The 16710-nt window shown below is 69.1% G+C and carries 15 protein-coding genes and 1 tRNA gene; 6 read left to right on the top strand and 10 right to left on the bottom strand.

Annotation, left to right across the window (positions count from 1 at the left end; all coding sequences use genetic code 11):
- Positions 1 to 51: 51 nt before the first annotated feature.
- From pyrR to GXN78_RS08145, 6 genes are all read left to right on the top strand, one after another.
- The gene (gene pyrR, locus GXN78_RS08170) at positions 52 to 552 is read left to right on the top strand and encodes a bifunctional pyr operon transcriptional regulator/uracil phosphoribosyltransferase PyrR (RefSeq protein WP_106559648.1); all 501 of its coding nucleotides are present in this window, start codon (positions 52 to 54) and stop codon (positions 550 to 552) included.
- Positions 552 to 1514 carry an aspartate carbamoyltransferase catalytic subunit gene (locus GXN78_RS08165; RefSeq protein ID WP_106559647.1) on the top strand — a complete coding sequence of 321 codons (963 nt, stop codon included), beginning with the start codon at positions 552 to 554 and terminating at the stop codon, positions 1512 to 1514. The genes pyrR and GXN78_RS08165 overlap by 1 nt, the downstream gene beginning before the upstream one ends.
- Positions 1511 to 2782, top strand: coding sequence for a dihydroorotase (locus tag GXN78_RS08160; RefSeq protein ID WP_106559646.1), 1272 nt, complete (start codon positions 1511 to 1513; stop codon positions 2780 to 2782). Before GXN78_RS08165 ends, GXN78_RS08160 begins: the two co-directional genes overlap by 4 nt.
- A 16-nt stretch (positions 2783 to 2798) precedes the next feature.
- Positions 2799 to 3542: a lysophospholipid acyltransferase family protein gene (locus GXN78_RS08155; protein WP_106559645.1), complete on the top strand. Its 744-nt coding sequence runs from the start codon at positions 2799 to 2801 to the stop codon at positions 3540 to 3542.
- Positions 3543 to 3924: 382 nt separating this feature from the next.
- Complete coding sequence (locus GXN78_RS08150) at positions 3925 to 4305, top strand: hypothetical protein (RefSeq protein ID WP_106559644.1); 381 nt, start codon at positions 3925 to 3927, stop codon at positions 4303 to 4305.
- A complete protein-coding gene (locus tag GXN78_RS08145; protein WP_106559643.1) occupies positions 4302 to 4649 on the top strand; it encodes a hypothetical protein in 348 nt (115 codons plus the stop codon). Before GXN78_RS08150 ends, GXN78_RS08145 begins: the two co-directional genes overlap by 4 nt.
- Before the next feature lie 39 nt (positions 4650 to 4688).
- Here the strand turns inward: GXN78_RS08145 and GXN78_RS08140 are convergent, their stop codons facing one another.
- From GXN78_RS08140 to GXN78_RS08095, 10 genes are all read right to left on the bottom strand, one after another.
- Positions 4689 to 5771: an NUDIX domain-containing protein gene (locus tag GXN78_RS08140; RefSeq protein WP_106559642.1), complete on the bottom strand. Its 1083-nt coding sequence runs from the start codon at positions 5769 to 5771 to the stop codon at positions 4689 to 4691.
- Between the two features lie 188 nt (positions 5772 to 5959).
- A complete protein-coding gene (locus GXN78_RS08135; RefSeq protein ID WP_106559641.1) occupies positions 5960 to 6298 on the bottom strand; it encodes a hypothetical protein in 339 nt (112 codons plus the stop codon).
- A 199-nt stretch (positions 6299 to 6497) separates the two neighbouring features.
- Positions 6498 to 6572: transfer RNA gene (locus GXN78_RS08130), tRNA-Arg, on the bottom strand.
- 33 nt (positions 6573 to 6605) lie between these two features.
- Positions 6606 to 10646, bottom strand: a complete 4041-nt coding sequence (locus GXN78_RS08125) for a translocation/assembly module TamB domain-containing protein (protein WP_106559640.1) — start codon at positions 10644 to 10646, stop codon at positions 6606 to 6608.
- A 1-nt stretch (position 10647) separates the two neighbouring features.
- A complete protein-coding gene (locus tag GXN78_RS08120; RefSeq protein ID WP_106559639.1) occupies positions 10648 to 12537 on the bottom strand; it encodes a BamA/TamA family outer membrane protein in 1890 nt (629 codons plus the stop codon).
- A gap of 68 nt (positions 12538 to 12605) precedes the next feature.
- Positions 12606 to 13526, bottom strand: coding sequence for a 2OG-Fe(II) oxygenase (locus GXN78_RS08115; protein WP_106559638.1), 921 nt, complete (start codon positions 13524 to 13526; stop codon positions 12606 to 12608).
- 157 nt (positions 13527 to 13683) lie between these two features.
- Entirely contained in the window at positions 13684 to 14871 is a 1188-nt protein-coding gene (locus GXN78_RS08110; RefSeq protein ID WP_106559637.1) for a VWA domain-containing protein, read from the bottom strand.
- A gap of 6 nt (positions 14872 to 14877) precedes the next feature.
- Positions 14878 to 15486: a GNAT family N-acetyltransferase gene (locus tag GXN78_RS08105; protein WP_106559636.1), complete on the bottom strand. Its 609-nt coding sequence runs from the start codon at positions 15484 to 15486 to the stop codon at positions 14878 to 14880.
- Between the two features lie 5 nt (positions 15487 to 15491).
- Positions 15492 to 15737 (bottom strand): hypothetical protein, encoded by a 246-nt coding sequence (locus GXN78_RS08100; protein WP_106559635.1) that lies wholly within the window; start codon positions 15735 to 15737, stop codon positions 15492 to 15494.
- Entirely contained in the window at positions 15734 to 16576 is an 843-nt protein-coding gene (locus GXN78_RS08095) for a MoxR family ATPase (RefSeq protein WP_106559634.1), read from the bottom strand. Before GXN78_RS08095 ends, GXN78_RS08100 begins: the two co-directional genes overlap by 4 nt.
- Between the last annotated feature and the right edge of the window lie 134 nt (positions 16577 to 16710).

Raw genomic sequence — 16710 nt, 5'->3', positions numbered from 1 at the left:
GGGCCGCCCCGAGGGGCGAGCGCCTCCCCGGGGGGCAGCGAGCACACGCCAGTGCCGAGCGCGGGGGGCCTGAATGCCGAAGCGCTCTACCTTGAGCTGCTGAGTGGCGTGACGCCCCTGGTCCGCCCGGATACGCGCCTGGTCGGCGTCACCTCCGGCGGCGCTTGGCTGGTCGAGCGGCTGCAGAAGGACCTGGGCCTGCCCGGCACCCCCGGCATCATCTCCTCCGCCATGCACCGCGACGACTTCGCGCGCCGCGGCATGGCCGCGAGCGCGCAGACCTCGCTGCCCTTCGACGTGAACGGCGCCGACGTGCTGCTGCTCGACGACGTGCTCTACACCGGCCGGACCATCCGTGCGGTGCTCAACGAGCTGTTCGATTTCGGCCGGCCGGGCTGCGTGCGGCTCGCGGTGCTGGTCGACCGCGGCGGTCGTGAACTGCCGGTAGCGGCGGACTTCGCGGCTGCGCGGCTCGAGTTGCCGGCTGCGCAGTCGCTCGCGCTTGCGCGCGACGACAAGGGCGTTTTCAGCTTCCAGGTGGAGCAAGCCTGATGCTTTACAAACGCAACCCCCAGCTCAACAAGAACGGCGAGCTGATCCACCTGCTCTCGATCGAGGGCCTGCCCAAGGCCATCCTCACGCAGATCCTCGACACCGCCGCCAATTTCACCAGCGTGAGCGATCGCGAGGTCAAGAAGGTGCCGCTCCTGCGCGGCAAGAGCGTGTTCAACCTCTTCTTCGAGAACTCCACGCGCACGCGCACCACCTTCGAGATAGCGGCCAAGCGGCTGTCGGCCGACGTGATCAACCTCGACATCGCGCGCTCCTCCGCGAGCAAGGGCGAGTCGCTGCTCGACACCATCGCCAACCTGAGCGCGATGGCCGCCGACCTGTTCGTGGTGCGGCACAGCGAGTCGGGCGCGCCCTACCTGATCGCGCAGCACGTGGCGCCCCATGTGCACGTTGTGAACGCCGGCGACGGCCGCCACGCGCACCCGACCCAGGGGCTGCTCGACATGTACACGATCCGCCACTACAAGAAGGACTTCGCCAACCTCACGGTGGCGATCGTCGGCGACGTGCTGCACTCGCGCGTGGCGCGCTCCGACATCCACGCGCTCACCACCCTGGGCTGCGCCGAGGTGCGGGTGGTCGGCCCCAAGACGCTGGTGCCGGGCGACATGGCGCAGATGGGCGTGCGCGTGTGTCACACGCTCGAGGAGGGCATCAGGGACTGCGACGTGATCATCATGCTGCGCCTGCAGAACGAGCGCATGAGCGGGGCACTGCTGCCTTCGTCGCAGGAATTCTTCAAGACCTACGGCCTGACGCCCGAGAAGCTGCAGCTCGCCAGGCCCGATGCGATCGTGATGCACCCGGGCCCGATCAATCGCGGGGTCGAGATCGACTCGGCGGTGGTCGACGGGCAGCAGAGCGTGATCCTGCCGCAGGTCACTTTCGGCATCGCGGTGCGCATGGCGGTCATGAGCATCGTGGCAGGTAACGAAGCATGAGAATTCTGATCACCAACGGTCGTGTCATCGATCCGGCCACCGGCCTCGACAAGCAAGCCGATGTGGCCATCGCCGGCGGCAAGCTGCTCGCCATCGGCAGCACGCCGGCTGACTTCAACGCCGAGCGCATGCTCGATGCGCAAGGTTGCCTGGTCGTGCCCGGCCTGGTCGACCTGGCCGCGCGCTTGCGCGAGCCCGGCTACGAGCACGAGCGCATGCTGGAGAGCGAGATGGCCGCGGCGGCGGCCGGCGGCGTGACCAGCCTGGTCTGCCCGCCCGACACCGACCCCGTGCTCGACGAGCCCGGCCTGGTCGAGATGCTCAAGTTCCGCGCCGAGAAGATGCGCAGTGCGCGCCTGTTCCCGTTGGGCGCACTGACACGCGGCCTGAAGGGCGAGGTGCTGACCGAGATGGCCGAGTTGACCGAGGCCGGTTGCATCGGCTTCAGCCAGGCGGATGTCCCGCTGAACAACACGCAGGTGCTGCAGCGCGCGCTGCTTTACGCCAGCACGTTCGGCTACACGGTGTGGCTGCGGCCGCAGGACCGCGACCTGGGCCAGGGCGTGGCCGCCAGCGGCCCGCTCGCCACGCGCCTGGGCCTGTCCGGCGTGCCGGTGGCGGCCGAGACCATCGCGCTCTTCACCATCATCGAGCTGATGCGCGCCACCGGCGCGCGCGTGCACGTGTGCCGCCTGTCGAGCGCCGCCGGCGTGGCGCTGGTGCGCGCGGCCAAGGCGGAGGGGCTGCCGCTCAGCTGCGACGTCAGCATCAACTCGCTGCACCTGGCCGATACCGACATCGGCTACTTCGACAGCCGTGCGCGGCTCAATCCCCCGTTGCGCCAGCAGCGCGACCGCGATGCGCTCTCGGCGGCGCTGGCCGACGGCACGATCGACGCGCTGGTGTCCGATCACACGCCGGTGGAGGCCGACGCCAAGACCCTGCCCTTCGCCGAGAGCGAGCCGGGCGCCACCGGGCTCGAGCTGCTGCTGCCGCTGGCCCTGCAGTGGGGCGAGCAAAGCGGCGCCGGGCTGCTGCGCGCGATCGAGGTGGTGAGTGCTGCACCGGCGCGGCTCATTGGGGCCGCCGAAGCAGGGCGCCTGGCGCCGGGCGGGGCGGCCGATCTCTGCGTCGTCGATCCCGCGCTCGAATGGCAGGTGTTGCCCGAGGCGCTGCGCAGCCAGGGCAAGCACACCCCCTTCGGTGGTTATGCCTTGCGCGGGAAGGCGCGCCACACGCTGGTCGGCGGCCGGCTGGTCCACGGTTGAGGTCGAACGCCGCCCGATGCAGTCCTTGTCCGCGGTCCTGAAGCTCGTAAGCGCGCTGGCCCATGCGCATGTCGGCTGGTGGACCATCCGCTCCAAGTTCCCGAAGCTCTCCCAGGCCGAACGCGAGCAGCAGGTGCAGGCGTGGGCGGCGCGGATGCTCGCGATCATGGGTGTCCGCCTGGTGGTCCAGGGCACGCCGCCCGGGGGAGGGCCGGTTCTAGTGGTGAGCAACCATGTGTCCTGGCTGGACATCCTCACGGTCCATGCGGCGCGGCACGTGCGCTTCGTCTCCAAGTCGAACGTGCAGGACTGGCCGCTGATCGGCACCCTGGCCAACGGGGCCGGCACCCTCTACATCGAGCGCGAGCGCCGGCGAGACGCGCTGCGCGTGGTGCACAGCATGACCGAGGCGCTCAGCGGGGGCGACGTGATCGCCGTGTTTCCCGAGGGCACCACCGGCGACGGCAGCACCTTGCTGCCCTTCCATGCCAACTTGCTGCAAGCCGCCATCTCCTCGGGCGCCCCGGTGCAGCCGATGGCCCTGCGCTTCACTGATGCCGCCAGCGGGGAAACCAGCCTGGCGCCGCGCTACATCGACGATGACAACCTCGCCACCTCGCTGTGGAAAGTGCTGAAGGCGCCGCCGCTGCTCGCGATCGTGCGTTTCGGCGAGCCCCAGCCCTCCTGGGGCCGCGACCGGCGCGCCTGGGCGCTTTCGTTGCACGCGGACGTGCAGGCCTTGTGGCGGGAGACGCACTGAAGCGGACGGCCAAAAAAACAGCGCCCCGCAGGACGCTGTGCAACGGCGCCAGGGGCGCCGGGGAGGAGGAAACTGTTGGGTCCGTTCTATGCGGGATTCAGCAGGAAGGTCGAAAGACCTTAAGTCCTTTTGGACTGCAGTGGATGCAGCTTAGCGGCCGGTCCCGCATCTTTCCTGCCGGAGAAGGCAATGCGCTTGCGTGGGTCGCGACCTACAGAGGGCAGACGGCGACCCAGCCCGAGGATGCCTCGAACGCCCCAATCGTGAAAGATTCGCCTGTTCCCGCGGGCGGACGTCCCATGAATCTCACCAATTGTTGCGAGCTGTCTCCCGCGCAGGCTGTGGCCGGCATCATCCCGCTCACTCAGCGATTGGACGAGCCATGGACACACTTCTTCTGGTAATTGCCATCAACTTTCTTGTCGTGCCTTTTCTTCAGGAGGCGGAGGCCCAGGGCCGCCAGCTTCAGCGCTTCCCCGGCTTCGTTCGGATCCTGCGTCTCGCGCATGTGCGCAGGTCGCACTGGCTGCGGCCCTTCTGCATCGCCGCCTTGCTCTTTCTGGCCTTTGCCGTGCTGCGAGCGCAGAGTGGGCAGGTGGAAGGCCTGACCGTGGTGGTCCACTTCACCATCATGCAATTCGTGCTGTGGACGGTGGTATCCCTGAGCGTGCGCAAGCCGGCCCACGCCCCATCCCATGCCGGGACATCGGTCGACGAACTGCCCGGCCGTCCCATCGCCACACTGCTGCCGCGGCGGTCATGAAACCGGTCGGCGGATGGCGCGTGCCGGCATGTCGGTCGCTGCTTCTGCTGCCCCTCGTCGTGCTGTTCGGCTGCCAGTTCCGCAGCGAGCCGCGGCCGCTGTCATCCGAAGCACTGCCTCCGCCCGCCTTCATCGATGCACCCGCGCGTTGCACAGCGGCGCGCGCCCGCTTCGGGCTGGGCCGGCGCATCAATATGCCCCTGCTCGAGGAAATGCGCCTGCGCACTGGCGCGCGCGTTGCGCAAGCGGTGCTGGCGATGGATGCACAGACGCCCTTCGACGCCGCCCGCCTGATCGTGGAAATCGAGGAAAACGGCCGCGTCATGGGCGTGCGCTGCGCTTAGTCGGCACGCGGGCCGCCGGAATCCTCAGGAGAGAGCGTGTCAGGCGCCGATGAGGGGGCGCGGCAACAGGCCCAGGAAGTGGTCGAGCATCTGGAAGTGGTCGTCCAGGAGCTGGTCCTCCAGGCCGGACAACGCCTCAATCGGTATCCATTCAGCAGCGGCCGCGTCGTCGTCCGCGCGCACGCCGGGCAGCGTCTGCCGGTCGCCCAGGTCGAAGAAGTGCCCGTGCGTGATGGTGCGGCCGCGCTGGCTGCGATCAGGGCGATCGAACACCTCGGTGCTGGCGAGGCAGGCGAGCAGCTCGGCGGGCGGCAGGTCCAGGTGCGTCTCCTCCTCGAGCTCGCGCAGCGCGGATTGCAAGGTCGTCTCGCGCGCTTCCAGGAAGCCGCCCGGCACGGCGCGCAACCCCTTGCCGGGCGCATGGCCGCGGCTAATCAGCAGCACGTGCCCGCCGCACTTGACGACGCAGTCCACCGTGACCAGCACCACCGGGTAGGGCGCCACCGACCAGGCGGCGTCGTGCTGGCGCAGGAGCTCCCACTCTTGCGCCAGAGCCGCATGCAGAGGCGTCTCCATCCAGGGGCGCAAGTGGGCGAGCGTAGCAGCCGGCAGTGCGCGTGCCAGCACCTCGGGTGCTTCCTTTGCGTCACCGAAGATCGCATCGCGCACGGTGGCCGCGCTCGCGCTGTGCACGCGCGGCTCGGCCTGCAGCGTCCAGCCATCGAAGCCGTGAAGGTAGTCGCGCGTCGCATCCTTCACATGACCGACCAGTACCGTCCCGGCGGCGGTTGCGGGCGCCGCGCCCTGTTCCGCGAGCGCCGCATCGATGGCCAGGCGCACTTCTGCGAACCAGCGCTCCTCGTCGAAGTGGTCGCGCATGGGCACGAAGCACACGCGCTGTCGGTCCGTCTCGGCGAGCGCCAGGCGGATCATCTCTGCGCGCTCCTGCCACGTGAAGGGGTTCTTCGGCGAGCGCGCCAGGAAGGCCGAGCCGATCACCACCACGACGCGCGGCGCCGCATCCAGCGCCTTTCGCAGCAGCGTATGGTGGGCGTTGTGGAAGGGTTGGAAGCGGCCGATGAGAACGGCGAGCTCGTGCGTGGCGGGAAGGCGTGCGGTCATTGTGGGGAAAGCGGTGGCTTGGCTTGCCATTCTGGCCGGATATCAATCCAGGACGTCATCTAGAAGCGGATCAGCATGACCAGAATGAAGCCGGCCCACAGCACATGGACGTCGTAGACCTTCAGGCGCCCCGGGTTGCGCAGGAGTGCCCTTGATCCGGATCCGGTGCAGTCGCTGCGGCTTCCCTTCTATTCGAGCGCGCCGAAGGCGCTGCCGATCATCGGCGAGCGAGCGATTCTTCTTGACTCCTGGCGAAGGCTGCTCACCCACAGCCGCGCGTGGCGTTGTTCGCGGCTCTCGAACGGGCCGGTAAACCGACGGATCGCGGGGCTCTCGATGGCGGCGATCGTCATCCAGTCGGTGGTTCCGAAGGACGGCGATTCGCTGCTTCGCTCGACGAGGGTGGGGCGCAGCGCCAGGATCCATTCGGTCGGAATGTTGGGGTCGGCATCCAGTATTCGCAATGCGATCTTTGCCGCCTTGGGGCTGAGCGTTTGTACCTTGCGAAGGTGAAAGTCCGAGTCCATCGCGCGGCTCCTTCATGGCTTTGGGTAGAGCGGGCGTATCAATATACAGGGAAAAGTAAGTTGATGTGAAAATTTCACATCCGGATAACCAAGTGCAAGCGCCGAGCCAGCGGTCAGCTGGTCGCCAACGCGTCAAGGTCTTGGGTTCTGAAGGAGGGGAGGCTGCGCGACGCACGAATGGGAAACCATCGTCGGCGACTGGTGCCCTCGACAGGAATCGAACCTGTATCTGAGTCTTAGGAGGACCCCGTTCTATCCATTGAACTACGAGGACGAAAGCGGTGGCGACTTTACCAGTTCGTCACGGTCAGTCGTATTTCACGGTGTAGATCAGGTCGATGCCGCTTTGCTGGCCGGCCTGACCGCGCAGCGTGAGGCGGCGCGTGAGGTCGTAGAAGACGAACAGCGAACCCAGCGTGCCCGACAGGCTGCGCTCGTAGGTCAGATAGAAATCCTTCGACAGGCGCTTGCCCACGGTGACCGCCGATTCGCGCACGTCGCCACCGCTGCTCGGCCCCTTGAAGCCGATCTCGTCCAGCCCGAAGCGGCTTGCCAGTCCGCCGCCCGGGCTGCCCGACCCGAGCCGCCCCAGCAGTGCCAGCGCGGCCTGCTGCAGCAGCAGCGATTCGCCGCCGCTGGTGGCCGAGGCGCGGCCCAGCACCACCCATGACAGCGTCTCCGCGTCCGACAGCGCCGGCTCGGAGTACAGGCGCACGCGCGGCGACTGCGCAGTGCCGGTGATCTGCACGCCGGCGCGCTGCGAGATGTTGGGCCGGATCGCGAGGACGTCGAGCGCCGGATTGTCGTAGGGGCCGTTGAAGCGGGCGATGCCGGTCTCCACGTCCAGCCGCTGGCCATAGGCACGGTACTGGCCCTTCACGGTGCGCACCTCGCCGGTGATGCGCGGGGGCGCGTTCAGCGCGGTGCTGCGGATGTCGAGCTTGCCTTCCAGCCGCGTCGTCAGGCCCCGCCCCTGCACGGCGAAGTCGTCGCCGAGGTCGAAGCCGATTGCGATGTCCGGCGGCTTCGCGGTCTGCGCCTTGGCGGCCTGCGCGTCCTCGCTGGCGGCCCGGCGCTTCGCGGCTTCGGCCTCTTCGCGGTCCTTGGCGGCCGAGCGCACCACCACGTCGCTGCCGAGGCTGGGCGCGCTCTCGTCGGGCAGGATGATCACGGCACGGTCGGTCTTGAGGTCGCCGCGCACGCTGAACTGGCCGTTGTCCAGCCTCGTCTGCAAATCGCCCGAGAGCGTGACCTGGCGGTCGGTGCGCACCAGCACGCGCAGCGCGCGCAACTGGGTCTGCATGGCCATGCGGATGCCGGTGCCGCTCGCGGGGGCCGCGCCCCAGCTCAGCTCGCCGCGCGCCGACAGCGTGCCGCCACCGGCGGCGGCCGCGCTGGCCGCGGTGCTGACGTTGCCGCTCTGGCCCGGGATGCGCGTGCTGCTGCCTGCGCCGCCCTTGAGCGTGAACTCCGTGATCTCGATGCGTTCGCCGGTCAGCGAGGCGCGCAGGCGCCCGTCGCGCAGGTCCAGCCCCTCGACCATCGCACGCAGCGCGAGCTGGTCGGCCGACAACGTGCCGTTCCACCGCGGCAGCGCACGGTTGCCCGAGAGCGTGGCGTCGGCCTCCAGCGTGCCGGCCACGCGCCAGCCGGGCGGCGCCAGGATCGACCAGACTCCGAGGTTGGGCAGCCGCGCCGTCACGCGGCCGGCGAGCGGCGCGTCGGGCGCCCATTGCCAGCCGTCCGCGTGGTGCAGCACGCGGGTGCTGGCTTCGGCGCGGATCTGGCCGGCGCGCTCGCTGTCCCAGGCCAGGGTGGCGCGCACGGTGTCGCCCTCGGCGTCGAGCCCGAGCTCGGCCTGGCGCAGGCCGGCCGGGGTGCTGGCGCCTTCGGCGGCCGCGTTCATCTTGCGCTCGCTGGCGGTGCCGGTGCCGCGGCTCTCGATGCGCGTGACCAATGCGGCCTCGCCGGCCTGCACGCGGATGTCGCCGCTGGCGCGCGCGAGCCGGACGCGCGCGCGCAGCGCGTCGCCGGCGTCGATGTCCCAGTCGCCGTCGAACAGCAGGTCGCCGCTGAGGCCCATCTCGGCCAGCGTGGCGCTGCTGCCCATCGCCTCGGCCCAGGCCATCGGCAGGCCCTTCAGGCGGCCCTGCGAACGCAGGCGGAACGCGCGGGTCTGCGCCGTGCCGCTGTGGCTGTAGCGCAGCGGCTCCCACTCGATGCGCACGGTGCCCGGCACCGGGCCGCGCAGCGTGGCAGCGGCGGCCGAGGCCTCCACCTCGAGGCGGCCGGCGTTGCCGCTCTTCAGGGTGGCGGCCAGCGTGCGATCCAGCTCCAGTGTCCAGGGCCCGGGGCGCTGGGTGTCCTGCGCCTGCAGCCGCAGGCTGGCGATCGAGGCGCGCCATTGCCTCGCGCGTTCCAGCCCGCCGCTGGCATGCGTGTCGAGCGTGAGCTTCTGCGTGCCGCTCATGGCTTCGCCCTTGAGTGCCAGCGTGGCCTGGGCGAGGCTGCCGGCCAGCTCGGCCCGCAGTTCGCGCAGCTGAAGCTCCGTCGCCGGACCGTTGGCAGGCGGTGCCAGCCTGAGTGCCAGGCGGGGGACGGCGAGCGTGGCCTTGAGCGTCGGCTCGGCGCTGCCGCGGGCAGCCGGCTCGCTCGCGTTCTGCAGCCGGCGCTGCACGGCCTGCCAGCCGCCCTGCCAGGCGGCGTCGAGCTGTGCGCTGCCCTCGGCACTGCCGCCCGCGAACACGGCCGAGAGCTCGGGCAGGCCTTCCACCCAGCGCTGCAGGGTGGCGGCATCGTCGACGCGGGCCTGGAGCTCGCCGCTGCCGCTGGCCGGCGCGATGCGGCCCTGCAGCCGGGCATTGCCGCCCGGCATCACCAGCTTGAGATCGCCGCTGCCGGCCTGCTCGGCGACGCGCAGCTGGAGCTTGCCTTCGAGGCTGGCGTTGGCCGCCTCGATGCGCAGCGTGCGCAAGTCCAGCACCTCGGCTTGCCACTGGCCGCGTGCCAGGGCGCGATCAAGCCGCAGGCCCTGCAGCGCCTTGCTGCCGGCGCCACCCCCGGCCTGCAGCGCGACGTCGAAGAGCAGCGCCTCGCCGCGCTGCTCGGCGGTGAGGCTTCCGCTCACCGGTGCGCCCGCCAGCTCGCTGTGCAGCGCGCCGGGGCGCACGCCGCGCACCCGGGCGCGCGCCTGCCAGGGCGCCGGCGCGGGGCTCCAGCGGCCCTCCGCCTCGATGCGGCCTCCGCCGGCGCGCACCGTGGCCTCGGGCAGGGTCCAGGTGCTGCCGTCGAAGCTGGCGTGGGCCTGGACCTGCTCGATGGGCAACTGGCCGCTGTCCCAGGGGCCGGGCTTTGCATTGCGGATGTCGGCACGGGCCTGCCAGACCGTGCTGCCGCCGGGTGCGCTGCCGTCGGGGCCGGCCTCGATCTCGCCCGTCAAGAGCGTGCTCGGCGCCCCGGGCCACAGGACGGCCGCGTCGACGTTCCGAAGCTGCGCCTTGGCGTCGATCACGGGCTGCGGCTGCCAGGGCGCGATGTTGGCCTGCAGCTGCGCCTCCATCGGCGCTCCGGCGCCGGGCTCGGCGGGCTTCAACTGAGCTGCCACGGCCAGCCGAGCATCGGCGGTCGCGAGCGTGCCCTTGGCGCTGGCCTCGGCCAGCACCTCGATGCTGCGGCCTTCGGTCAGCGGCGCGCGCACCCGGCCCTCGAGCGCGGCGTCGAAGGCCATCGGCGCCGGACCTTGCAGCGTGACCCGTGCGCCGTAGTGGCCCTCGGCGATGTCCACGCCCTCGACCACGAGCTGGTGTTCGTCGCCGGCGTAGCGATAGCGGCCCGACAGCTTGTCCGCCTGGAGCGCAGGCGGGCCGGCCCAGCGCAGTTCGTCGATGCGAAAGGGCAGCTCCACCTCCACCGGCAGCACGATCGGCGCCAGTGGCTCGATGGGTTTGTCCTCCACCGGCCCGCGGCGCTCGATCAGCAGCCGCGCCGCATGCACCTCGCCGAGCTGCACCTTGCGCTTCAACAAGGGTGCGAGCTGCCAGCCGATGTCGGCCTCGTGCACCTCCACCGCCAGGCTCTCGCTCTGCCAGCGCAGCCAGCCAATGCGCCCGCCGGTGCGCAGCGAGCCGCTGACCTCGCGGCTTTCCAGGCTCTGGCCGGCGGGCAGGTAACGCGCCGCCCGCGCCAGCGCGAAAGCCAGCGACTGATTCGAGCCCAGCCACCACCAGGCGCCGGCCGTGAGCGCGCCCACCAGCAGGACCAGGACGAGCAGGCTCCAGGCCAGGGCGCGCAGGGCTCGCCGGCTGCGCGAGCGCACGGGCGTGGGGGAGGGTTGTGCGTCCGGCTGCATGTCAGAAGGTGAAGCCCAGCCGCAGGTGCAGTCTGAACTTCTTCGTGTCGACGCCGTAGGCCACGTCGGCCTGCACCGGCCCTACCGGGCTGCGCCAGCGCGCGCCCACGCCGATGCCGACCTTGGTCTTGAGGTCGCCGGGCCGGTCGGCGACGGCGCCGGCGTCGATGAAGACGGCGCTCTCCCACTCGGTCAGCTTGCCCTGGTAGACGAAGGGCCGCTGCCATTCGACGCTGGCCACGGTCATGTAGCGGCCGGCGACGATCTGGCCATCGGTGCGCTGGGTGCCGATCTCGCGGTAACCATAGCCGCGCACGGTGGTGTCGCCGCCGGTCAGGAACATCAGGGTGGAAGGGATTTGCGCTCTGTCCTTCGCGGTCACCGCGCCCGCTTCCGCGCGCAGCTGGAGGCGGCTGCTGCGCGCCGCGCTGGCGCTGTCGTCCTTGTCGGCCCAGCCGAGCGGCACGATGCCGAGCCAGCGCCCGTAGACGCGGGTGAAGGGCAGGTGCTCGCCGGTCAGCGTGTAGCCGGCACCGAGCTCCAGCGCCAGGCCATGGCCGCGCGTCGGCACGCCCGCGTCGTCGAAGTAGCGCCCGGTCCAGCCCCAATTGACCGACAGCGCCGAGGCCGACGGCGGGACGTTGACGCCGCGGTTGCGCGCATAGTCGTACTGCAGGAAGTAGGTGTAGTCGATGTGGTCGCTCGACTTGCCCAGGCCGCCGCGCAGCCGCCCGCTGTCGACCTCGTAGCTGCCGGAGGTCTCGCTCTTGAGCTGACCCGCGCCGAACCAGCGCCAGCCCTTGTCGTCGGGCACGGCGTTCCATTCGGTGCCCAGCGACTGGGTTTCGCGATCGACCGAGAGCTTGGAGACGGCGCGCCAGCCCAGCAGGGGCATGCGGTTGTGGATGTGGTCCAGCGACAGCCGCGGCCCGCTGTCGGTGGTGAAGCCGACGCCCATCACCACTTTCTGCAGCGGTGCCTCGCGCACCTGGGCGATGACGGGCGCCCACAGCGGGTTGCTGCCGTCGGTGTCCAGCGTGAGGAAGACCGAGTCGTAGTAGCCGCTGCTGGCAAGGCGCTGCTGCGCATCGAGCAGCTTCTGCTGGTCATAGTCGCTGCCGGTAGGGACGCGTGCGATGCGGCGAGCGGCGTCGGCGTCGTAGCGCTCGCTGCCGCGCACTTCCAGCGGGCCGAAGCGGTAGGCCGGGCCAGAACGGTAGTCGACGTGCAGCCGGGCCTGACCGCGGTCGGCATCGATCTCGGCGCGGCTCAGCGCCACGCTGCCGGTCGGAAAGCGCTTGGCCGAAAGGCTGCGCAGCGCGGCCGACTTGGCGTTGTCCCAGCCGAGCTGGGTGAAGACCTGGCCGGTGCGCAGCGGCCAGTCCTTGCGGATGGCCTCGCGCTGGACCTCGGCGGTGGGGTCGCTTGCGATCGGTCCGCTGAAGTCGATCTGCACCTGGTGCACTCGCGTGGGCTCGCCGGGATCGACCGTGATGCGCACCTCGCGCGGCGCCTTGGCCTCGGGCGTCTCCTGCAGCTCCAGCGTGAGCGTGGGCGTGAAATAGCCGAGGGTCCCGAGCAGCTCGCGCGCATTGCCTTCGGCCGCCACCATGAGGCGCGAGAGCTCGGCCGCGCCCAGGTCGTCGATCTGGCGATAGCGCTGGATCTCCAGGTTGCGCTCGAGGTACTCGCGCACCGTGTCGGGCGCCTTGACCGACACGCTGAAGGCTTCGCGCGCGCCGGCCGGCTTCTCGCCGCCGACGGGCTTGGCGCCCGCTTCGGTTTCGGCCGGCTCGCTCTTCGGCAGCAGGCTGCAGCCCTGCAGCAGCAGGCCTGCACAAAAAAACGCCGGCATCCACGCCGGCGCGAGCAACCGAAACACCCTGAGCATGCGGCCATTTTGACAGCAGGCCCGGTGGGGCCCCCGTAGGCGGGAGCCGCGGCGAGCAACTCAGAGGCTCAGGCCCGGCCGGTGACCTTCCGTGCCAGCAGCCAGACCACCGGTGGCGTGATCATGCGCGCGAGGGCCTTGGCCCGGTCCATGCGGTGCATCTTCATGAAGACCGAGGCCGATTCGTCGCCGTGCTGCTTGCCGGCCAGCGGGCTGCTGTAGTAATAGGCGGCGACCGAACGGCGCGGGCGGTCGTCCGGTGCCTGCAGCGGCTTGGTGTGCCCGTGGTAGCTGATCGGGCCGTGCGGCAGCAGGATGGTGCGGCCGAACTCGGGCTGCACGGTGGTCACGCAGCGGTCGTGCTTCTTGTCCCAGAGCTCCAGGCCCGAGCCCCAGTCCGGGTTCCATCCCTTGTTGAGGTAGGTGATGAAGACCATCTCGTTCTTCAGCCCGAGGTGCCGGTGGCGGTTGAAGTCTCGGTGCACGGCGAAGGTCGCGCCGGTGCGGCTTTCGTGCAGACCGCCGCCGAACAGCTTGGGGTCGGGCAGCAGGTAGGGCACGCCGGTCAGGGACGAAAGCCAGTCGATGAACCACCCGGAATGGAGGATGTCGAAGTACAACTGGGTCGCCGGGCCCAGCGTCGGCCCGAGCACCGAGCGGCGGGTCGATTCGTAGCGGCTCTTGACCTCGGCCCAGCAGTTTCCGGGCTGGGCATCGAATTCCTCGGCCACCAGGTCCAGCAGAGCCGGGTTGAACAGGTTCTCCAGCACCAGGTGCGGGAAGGGAGAGGCGGCCATCAGCGCGTTGCGCAAGCGATCGCGCTGAGCCGGCGAGAAAAGGGCGCGATCGACCAGCTCGGCGCGCGGCAGCTGCACGCCGCGGATGCTCACGTAGTCGCCCGGGGGCTGAAAGCGCGGATCCTGCTCCGCCGCGGGCAGGGGTTGCTCGAGAACCGGCGGATCGAGCGGCAGCGAAAGAACGGCAGACATGGCAACACCTCCTGCGGACCAGCGTCAACGAAACGCCTTATTTGAATCCTTAGGTGTTAACTGTAACTCGGCGTCTCCGAGTTGTGACAACTTTTTTCGCAATAGCCCGCCCCGAAAACGCTAACACCTCCAGCCTAGGCCGCGTGTCAGAGGCCGCCTACTTGGAGAGCAGCCTCATGGCCTCCTCGAGGCCCTTGAGTGTCAGCGGGTACATGCGGTGGGATACGAGTTGTTGCATGACCGCGATACTTTGGCGGTATTGCCAGACGCCCTGGGGCTCGGGGTTGATCCAGGCGAACTTGGGGAAGGCATGGGTCAGGCGCTGGATCCATTCGGCGCCCGCCTCCTCGTTGTTGTATTCGACGCTGCCGCCCGGCTGCAGGATCTCGTAGGGGCTCATGGTCGCGTCGCCGACGAAGACCAGCTTGTAGTCCTTGTTGTACTTGCGAATGATGTCCCAGGTGGCGAACTTCTCCGAGAAGCGCCGCCGGTTGTTCTTCCACATGAAGTCGTAGACGCAGTTGTGGAAATAGTAGAACTCCAGGTGCTTGAACTCGGTCTTGACGGCCGAGAACAGCTCCTCGACGCGCTGGATGTGCTCGTCCATGGTGCCGCCCACATCCATCAGCAACAGCACCTTCACGTTGTTGTGGCGCTCGGGCCGCATCTTGATGTCGAGGTAGCCGGCATTGGCGGCCGTCTTGTGGATCGTCTCGTCGAGGTCCAGCTCGTCCTCGTGGCCTTCCCGCGCGAACTTGCGCAGGCGCCTGAGCGCGATCTTGATGTTGCGCGTGCCCAGCTCCTGGCTGTCGTCGTAGTCCTTGTAGGCGCGCTGGTCCCACACCTTCACCGCGCTCTTGTTCTTGCCCGCGCCGCCGATGCGGATGCCCTGCGGGTTGTAGCCGCCGTGGCCGAAGGGCGAAGTGCCGCCGGTGCCGATCCACTTGCTGCCGCCCTCGTGGCGCTCCTTCTGCTCCTCGAAGCGCTTCTTGAGCGTCTCCATGAGCTCGTCCCAGCCCATCTTCTCGATCTTGGCTTTCTCCTCGGCCGTGAACTCGCGCTCCAGCGTCTTGCGCAGCCAGTCGAGCGGCACTTCCTTGGTGAAGTCGGTCACCAGTTCCACGCCCTTGAAGTAGGCGGCGAAGGCGCGGTCGAACTTGTCGTAGTGCTTCTCGTCCTTCACCAGCGCGGTGCGCGAGAGGTAGTAGAAGTCGTCGAGGCCGAAGGCGCCTTCCGAGTTCGGGCCGACCACGTCGGCCTGCAGCGCCTCCAGCAGGCTCAGGTATTCCTTGACGGACACCGGCAGCTTGGCCGAGCGCAAGGTGTAGAAGAAGTCGATCAGCATGGCGAATCACTCCCGGGTTTCAGGGCGCGGCTTGTCCAGCAGGTAGAGCAGCTGGGCCCGCACCTCGGGCCACTCGCCCGAGCGCAGGCTGTACATCACGGTGTCGCGGACGGTGCCGTCGCGGCGCAGCGCATGGCCGCGGATCACGCCGTCCTTCCGGGCGCCCAGGCGCTCGATGGCGCGCTGCGACGCATGGTTGAAGTTGTCGGTGCGCCAGCCCACCACGTGGCAGCCCAGCGTGTCGAAAGCGTGCGTCATCATCAGCAGCTTGCAGGTGGTGTTGACGTGCGTACGCTGGCAGCGCCCGGCGTACCAGGTGTAGCCGATCTCGACGCGCTTCACCGCGGGCAGGATGTCGTGGTAGCTGGTCGACCCGAGCACCGCGCCGCTGGTCTCGTCGGTCACGGCGAAGGCGAAGCGGTGGCCGGCCTCGCGCGCGGCGAGTGCCGTCTCGATGTAGGCGCGCGTTTCCTGCGGCTCGGGTACCGAGGTGACGCGGATCTTCCACAGCTCGCCGTCGGTGGCGGCGGCGCGCAGGCCGTCCTCGTGGTCCAGCGCCAGCGGCACCAGCGCGACGCCGCGCGACCTCAGCGTGACCGGCTCGACGAATGCCATCTTCCTCAACTCCTCGGTGAACCGTACTTTCGCGTGAACCAGGCCCGCGCGAGCTGCGCGCCGGCGCCGCCGCCCAGGCCGATCAGCAGGATGCCGAAGACGGCACTGTTGCTGTAGCCGCCGGGGCTGAAGGCATCGAGCCCGAGCGCCAGGCCGAGCCAGCGGCCCAGGAGCGCGCCCACGATGAACAGGACCGCCTGTGCCAGGCCCAGCAGCATCAACTGGCGAGTGGACGGACGGCCTTGGCTCATCGGTTGTGGCGTTGCACGAACACCAGCTTCTCGAACAGCGTCACGTCCTGCTCGTTCTTGAGCAGCGCGCCCACCAGCGGCGGGACCGCGACCTTGTCGTCCTTGCTCTGCAGCGCCTCGAGCGGGATGTCCTCCGCCACCAGCAGCTTGAGCCAGTCCAGCAGCTCCGACGTCGATGGCTTCTTCTTCAGGCCGGGCAGGTTGCGCACGTCGTAGAAGGTCTTCATGGCCGAGGCCAGCAGCTCCTGCTTGAGATTGGGGAAGTGCACCGCCACGATGCTCTTCATGGTCTCGGCATCGGGGAACTTGATGTAGTGGAAGAAGCAGCGGCGCAGGAAAGCGTCGGGCAGCTCCTTCTCGTTGTTCGAGGTGATGAAGACCACCGGCCGGTGCTTCGCCTGGACCAGCTCGCGCGTCTCGTAGCAGTAGAACTCCATGCGGTCGAGCTCGCGCAGCAGGTCGTTCGGGAATTCGATGTCGGCCTTGTCGATTTCGTCGATCAGGAGCGCCACCGGCTCATCGGCAGTGAAGGCCTGCCACAGCACGCCCTTGACGATGTAGTTGTGGATGTCCTTCACGCGCTCGTCGCCCAGCTGCGAATCGCGCAGCCGGCTCACCGCGTCGTATTCGTAGAGGCCCTGCTGGGCCTTGGTGGTCGACTTGATGTGCCACTGCAAGAGCGGCAGCCCGAGCGAGCCCGCCACTTCTTCCGCGAGCATCGTCTTGCCGGTGCCGGGCTCGCCCTTGACGAGCAGCGGGCGCTTGAGTGCGATGGACGCGTTGACCGCGAGCATCAGATCCTGTGTGGCGACGTAGTTGTCGGAACCCTTGAATTTCATGGATGGCGTAGAGCAGAGGGGGTGGATGAAGGACCCAACATTCCATTCATCTGCGTCGCGCAATGCGCCCGAGTGCCTCACGCACGGGGCTGCCGGGAGCCCCCGCATATAATCAAATGTTGACTAGAAAACCA

It is taken from the genome of Variovorax sp. WS11, assembly GCF_010499245.1.
Lineage (GTDB): Bacteria > Pseudomonadota > Gammaproteobacteria > Burkholderiales > Burkholderiaceae_C > Variovorax.
The sequence above is the reverse complement of the archived record's forward strand: the minus strand, read 5'-3'. Positions and strand labels throughout refer to the sequence as shown.